We start from the raw sequence: 1,722 nt of genomic DNA on the forward strand, positions 1-1,722 counted from the left end.
CAACCTATGCAACCTATGCAACCTATGCAACCAATTGTAAACCCAGCTTCACTGGCTCCTACCAACATAACTGACGAAAATGAAAGCGATGGCCAAGAGTCACAAGTAACGACAGGCATACCACATACTACAGAACCTGAAGTTACTACAACACAGAATAACACCGCCCAAGAACCTGTACAGCCACCCCCGATTAATGAAGAGGAGTTAAACGAATGGCTTAACTCTCTCACAGATATTGATAATAACCAACCAAGCAGAAATAATATCTCTTCTCAAAATTCAGAAAGTAGCCTCCAAAATTCAACAAATGTAGTACGATATGTAGAACTTTAAGCTAGTAAATATAAGGAGATAAGAGTATGGGAAAAGGCATTAGAATGTTGGTGTCCCCTCGGACAGCATGCATAGTTTAATTTTTATGGCGCCACATACTCACTGTATGTACTGGTCTAATGCCATCGGACACTGTAATATGAAATCAAAAATATATTTATGGATAACTACACTCCTCATTGGTATTCCTGTATTTTTATTATTCAGGGGGGTTGGTTATGAAAAGGCTTATGGTTACGCCTCTATATACGAAACAGTATTTTATACCCTTGTGATTATCGCTCCACTTATAACTGGGGCGTTTTCTGTAAACAAGCAAAATAGATTAAATTTTATAATTAGACTATTGTCTGCGGCATGGTTAACTGTACTGCTAATATATAGCAATCAAACATGGATGTTCTCAACATCTAAAATGCTCAACTATTTTTTAAGTGGAAAGTTTATTGAAAACCCATTGGGAATTATTGTCACTATACCTATATTATTATTCTATACTGCTATTTTTGTCATATTACGAAATGATATAGGGAAGTGTATCAAGCGTATCAGTAAAAATGACTCGTAGACTGAATACAGTTAGCTGCTCCTTACTCACTTCGCTGGATACCAGTAACCATAAAACCTACAATGAGGTTAGGTTTGCGTAAGGGTAATGCTCATTAGTAGTTATGCGGAGAAGTATAGATAGCGAACGACTTTACAGTATCCCCTCTGCTAGCGTGTATGGGTGGTTAAAAATTTTTGTTCGTCGGATAGGCGGCATCTGGTAACAGGTGCCGTCTATCCAACTACTAAAAATATTTCTACCACTGCATGCTTACCGAGGGGACACAAACAAACAGATAGGTGTCCTCTCGGTAAGCGTATGCCATAAAAAAATTTTCAAGTCCCGCACGCCTGCCTAGGAATATATGAGGGAAATAGTATTAGCACAGGCTATAGGTTATTTAGTACTGAGCTGTCGTAATAGGTATAAATAAATGGAAAAGTATCAGGTAGAAGTTTTCATAGATGATGTTCAGTACTACGTAACGATGATGCCCAAGTTCTGTCTTGAAGAGCTCATACTTTGGAACTTTGATGATTACTATACAGATAGTGAAGTTATAGCTGATGGTGGGCCACATATATCAATTGATATAAGTTTGGATCAACTAATAAGTGCTATAAAGACAAATGAGTTGTTAGATCTAGGAAAGGGTGAAAGGAGCAAAATTTTTGGAGATGTTTCTATGTATCAGGGAAGAACAGCTTGTGACACAGGGACATATTCAAGGTATATAACTTCATTATCTCTTAAAGCTCAACTCTTTGACTCATATGCCAAGTTTGAGTTTGTTGGAACAGCTGGAGAGTTATGGAGTGTACATGATGGTAGAGGTG

The 1,722-nt window shown here is 37.7% G+C and carries 3 protein-coding genes; all 3 read left to right on the forward strand.

Annotated features, from left to right (window positions below):
• Positions 1–336, forward strand: a 336-nt coding sequence (locus F607_RS32190; protein ID WP_038292565.1) for a hypothetical protein, incomplete at its 5' end; no start/stop codon positions are given.
• A 139-nt stretch (positions 337–475) separates the two neighbouring features.
• Positions 476–904 carry a hypothetical protein gene (locus tag F607_RS0126760; RefSeq protein WP_157365627.1) on the forward strand — a complete coding sequence of 143 codons (429 nt, stop codon included), beginning with the start codon at positions 476–478 and terminating at the stop codon, positions 902–904.
• 415 nt (positions 905–1,319) lie between these two features.
• Positions 1,320–1,722, forward strand: a 403-nt coding sequence (locus F607_RS32195; RefSeq protein ID WP_038292567.1) for a hypothetical protein, incomplete at its 3' end; no start/stop codon positions are given.

The organism is Zooshikella ganghwensis DSM 15267, from assembly GCF_000428585.1.
In the GTDB taxonomy this organism is placed as follows: domain Bacteria; phylum Pseudomonadota; class Gammaproteobacteria; order Pseudomonadales; family Zooshikellaceae; genus Zooshikella; species Zooshikella ganghwensis.

Coding starts and splice junctions, on each gene's coding strand:
- F607_RS0126760 (WP_157365627.1), top strand. CDS start 476: ATGAAATCAAAAATATATTTATGGATAACTACACTCCTCATTGGTATT.